Genomic DNA, 3,901 nt, shown 5'->3' on the forward strand with positions numbered 1-3,901 from the left:
CAATGGCGTTTACGTTGTTATCTGCGTAAGCCTTGCCAGGAGAAAAGAGTATGCCAGGTGTTGTTTGTTTAGGCGATGCCACCACCCACGGTGGTGAAGTAAAAACCGCGTCTTCCACCCTGTATTTCAATGGGCGAAGAGCAGCACTGGTCGGTGATTGGGTCTCCTGCCCCAAACATGGTATGAATACCATCGTGGAGGGTGACCCCACCGCCTTCGAAGAAGGGCGACAGGTGGTTGTGAATAACTGCCTGTGCGCCTGTGGCTGTCGCGTCATCAGTTCTCAACCCGAAAACAGTATAGAGTCGTAATTATGGCCTGGCCCATCCCCGCTATTCCTGAGCAACCTGTGTTGTCGCCTCCTCGTTATGGCATCTGGTTCGCTGTATTGATCGTGATACTGACGATCGGTACGCTGTCCGCCCTGTTTATCGGTAACATCACGGCGTATGGACAGTTATTACTCTATGGCACATTACCCGGGTTGTTATTCTGGATGTGCCTCTTCGGTGTGGTGCTGAATCGCTACGAACAGTCATCGGCATCGGCACGCGCCTGGTATGAAGAAACGGAGCAGACCAAAGCACAGTGGCAGCAATGGAGCCGTGCACAGCTCGCCGTGGTAGGGAATGTCTTGTTGACGCCCGAAGCTGAAGGGATGGGCACCTTATTGGGTGAGCTGAAGGATATTCCCCTGTATCCGCAAAAAGCCCGTCCTCTGTCTGGTGCGCCACGCTCGTTATCTGCGCACTTGCATGAGATTGATAGTAAACTGGAGCGCCAGTGCCCGGGGTATCGGCATCACGTGCAGACGGTGTATATGCTGCATGCCCCCACCCTGCACCGTGAATCCATGATTTCAGCGGTATTCAGCCAATGGGATTTGGTGCCCGACACTGTTGAGGCTATTGAGCACGTTCCGGCTTTACAGCAGGCGTCTGAGTGTAGCGGCGTGATTTTGCTGCTCTGTTTGCAACACTGGCCTGACCGTCTGCCTCAACCATCCAGCGAGCTTATTTCTGCCCAACTGATAACCTCGCCAGCCTTTGCCCGCGCGCAGGCGTTACCGGTCATGGCGGGGTTGGGGCGCCTGATGCCATTACTGCCCGAAAAGTTATCTGACGACCTTGATATGCTGTTTGACTATACCCGGCTGGAGAAAAAGCAGATACAGCACGTTTGGCTATCGGGTTATGCCGAGACGACCCCGGCTGAGATTGCCCTGTACGCCGATACGCGCCAGTGGATGTTACCCCAGAAACAGCCGGTTCATCTTCTCGATCTCTCTTTCGGGCCACCGGGTGCGCTTTCTTTTGGTGTATCCTTGGCCATGATGGTCGACGCCGTCGGCAAGACCGCGCAAAATCAACTGATTATCAGTCAAACACCGCAATCATCAGGTTGGCTGTGTCTAGTCACCTCGGAGTTATTTTCATGAGTCAAGAGAAAGGATCTCGTCCGCCACGTTTTGGATTTTGGGGGTATTTTCTCCTGATGGTGGGGTTGGCGGGACTGAGCGCATTGCTGTTACTGGTCAATCAGGAGGCTCTAGAAAAACGGGGGATTGCGGCTTCCCAAGCCTGGTCAGTCTGGGGGAGCATTTTTTCAGCCTTGCTCTTCGGGTTGATTGGCATGTCATTCTGGTGGCGCTGGCAACAACGGAGAAAACAGCGCGATTTTAAACCAACGCGACGCGATAACGCCCCCGCACGCCCTACCGTATCCAGACCTGAAGGGACCACGGCTCTTCGCCAACGCCTGCGCCGCCGCTACGGCCTGTCCTGGCGCTATAAAGTGCGGTTGCTGATGGTGGTGGGCGAACCGGAACAGGTCGCCGCCCTGGCTCCGACACTGGCTGAACAGGGCTGGCTGGAGGGGCAGCGTACCGTCTTGCTGTACGGTGGCAGTTTGCATGCACCAGGCGACGAATCGCACTTGGCTGCGTGGCGAAAACTGCGCCGCAGCCGTCCGCTGGACGGCGTGGTCTGGGCGGTAACGCAGGCGCAGAGCCGGGTATCCTCGTGGATGGATGATGGGCTGCGTACGCTGGAAAAGTCCGGCGAAGCGTTGCGCTATCAGCCGCCGGTCTATCTGTGGCAGGTGTGCGAAAGCCAATGGCCGCAGGATGAGCGGGTGACACAACCGGTCGGCGCGGTCTTTGCCGCCCAGGCGACACCGGATGCGATTGAACGTCAGTTACGCTCGTTAATCCCCCAATTACGCGAGCAAGGCATGCAGCAGGTGTTGGCTCAACAGCCGCATGATTTCCTGTTACGTCTGGCACAATCTCTGGGCACCAGCGAGGCCGCACGCTGGCGGCAGGTATTCACGCCGTGGTTTGCCGACTATGCCGCCCGCATTCCGTTGCGTGGGCTGATGTTCAGCCTGCCAGAGGTGTCCACAGTTTCTTCTACAGGTGTGCATGAAAAAACCTGGGCTGCTCCCGCCAGTTGGCAAGGGGTGTTGGACGATTGCCGTTCCGCACGGGGCCGTCGTGTCGGCCTGCCGTGGCAGCAAACGGTCTGTTATGGCCTGTTAACGTTGATGGTCTTGTGGGGCGCGGGCAGCGTGGCGTCGTTTGCCGTCAACCGTCAGCAAATGCTCTCTGCGGCTGAGCAGGTGCAGCGCCTGGCGCAGCCGCAGCCGGTATCTGATGAACAACTGATGGCCCTGCAGGCACTGCGTAACCAGATTGGCCGCCTGCAGGTGCGTGCGGCAGAAGGCTCCCCCTGGTATCAGCGCTTCGGCATGGACCATAATGCACAACTGCTCGATACCCTGTTGCCATGGTACGGCAAGGCCAGTAACCGTTTAATTCGCGATGCCGCCGCAGACAGTCTGCAGCAGCAACTTGGTGTATTGGCCAATCTGCCCGCCAATAGCCCGAAACGGACAGTGCTGGCAAAATCCGGTTATGACCAGTTGAAGGCGTATCTGATGATGGCGCGTCCGGAAAAGGTCGACGCAGCCTTTTTCGCCCAGGTAATGAAAACCAGCGAACCGCTGCGTCAGGGAGTCTCTCCGGGGCTATGGCAGAGTCTGGCACCGGACTTGTGGCAGTTTTATGCCCACAATCTGCCCACCCAGCCGAGTTGGAAAATTGTGTCGGACAAGGCCCTGGTGTCACAGACTCGGCAGGTGTTGCTGGGCGAAATCGGCCAGCGTAATGCCGAAAGCACGCTGTATGAAAACATGCTGCTGTCAGTGCGCCGCAACTATGCCGACATGACCTTGGCCGAAATGACGGGCGATACGGATGCGCAACGCTTGTTCCACACGGACGAAACCATCCCTGGGATGTTCACCCGCAAGGCGTGGGAGGAGCAAATCCAGCGGGCGATAGACAACGCGGTCACCTCTCGGCGTGAAGAGATTGACTGGGTGCTCAGTGATAACCGCCGTTCTATCTCTGATGACATCTCACCGGAAGCGCTGAAAAAGCGCCTGACCGAGCGTTACTTCACTGACTTTGCCGGTGCCTGGCTGAGTTTTCTCAACAGCCTGCACTGGAATGAGGCGAAAAACCTGTCTGATGTCATCGACCAACTCACCTTGATGAGCGATGTCCGCCAGTCGCCGCTGATAGCGCTGATGAACACCGTGGCCTGGCAAGGGCAAACCGGGCAGCAGACCGAAGCATTGTCCGATTCTTTGGTGAAGTCGGCCAAGGCCCTGATAAAGAAAGACGTCGAACCGGCGATAGACCAGCAGGCCAGTGGGCCGGTTGGCCCGCTGGATGAGACCTTTGGTCCGTTGCTGGCCCTGAGTAGTGGATCACAAAATCAGGACACCTTCGTAGCCTTTTTCCACTGCTCTTCGTATTCACAGGGCGGTAATCCACCATTGTGCCGATGGGGGCGTACTGTGTTGTAATAACTTTGTATCCATTCACCGATATCTC

The 3,901-nt window shown here is 57.0% G+C and carries 3 protein-coding genes; all 3 read left to right on the plus strand.

Features of this window, described 5'->3' with window-relative positions; genetic code table 11:
- Window positions 1–50 precede the first annotated feature (50 nt).
- The 3 genes from IV04_RS22330 (at window position 51) to IV04_RS25870 (ending at window position 3,873) form a co-directional block, all read left to right on the plus strand.
- Entirely contained in the window at window positions 51–311 is a 261-nt protein-coding gene (locus IV04_RS22330; RefSeq protein ID WP_037404439.1) for a PAAR domain-containing protein, read from the plus strand.
- Between the two features lie 2 nt (window positions 312–313).
- The gene (locus IV04_RS22335) at window positions 314–1,438 is read left to right on the plus strand and encodes a hypothetical protein (protein ID WP_037404437.1); all 1,125 of its coding nucleotides are present in this window, start codon (window positions 314–316) and stop codon (window positions 1,436–1,438) included.
- Between the two features lie 194 nt (window positions 1,439–1,632).
- Complete coding sequence (locus tag IV04_RS25870) at window positions 1,633–3,873, plus strand: ImcF-related family protein (protein ID WP_369794966.1); 2,241 nt, start codon at window positions 1,633–1,635, stop codon at window positions 3,871–3,873.
- The last annotated feature ends 28 nt before the right edge of the window (window positions 3,874–3,901 follow it).

Origin of the sequence: Serratia sp. Ag1, assembly GCF_000743355.1 — a bacterium.
In the GTDB taxonomy this organism is placed as follows: domain Bacteria; phylum Pseudomonadota; class Gammaproteobacteria; order Enterobacterales; family Enterobacteriaceae; genus Chania.

What these genes read in the sequence shown, in the direction of transcription:
- IV04_RS22330 (WP_037404439.1), top strand. Translation starts at nt 51, where the DNA reads ATGCCAGGTGTTGTTTGTTTAGGCGATGCCACCACCCACGGTGGTGAA.
- IV04_RS22335 (WP_037404437.1), top strand. Translation starts at nt 314, where the DNA reads ATGGCCTGGCCCATCCCCGCTATTCCTGAGCAACCTGTGTTGTCGCCT.
- IV04_RS25870 (WP_369794966.1), top strand. Translation starts at nt 1,633, where the DNA reads ATGTCATTCTGGTGGCGCTGGCAACAACGGAGAAAACAGCGCGATTTT.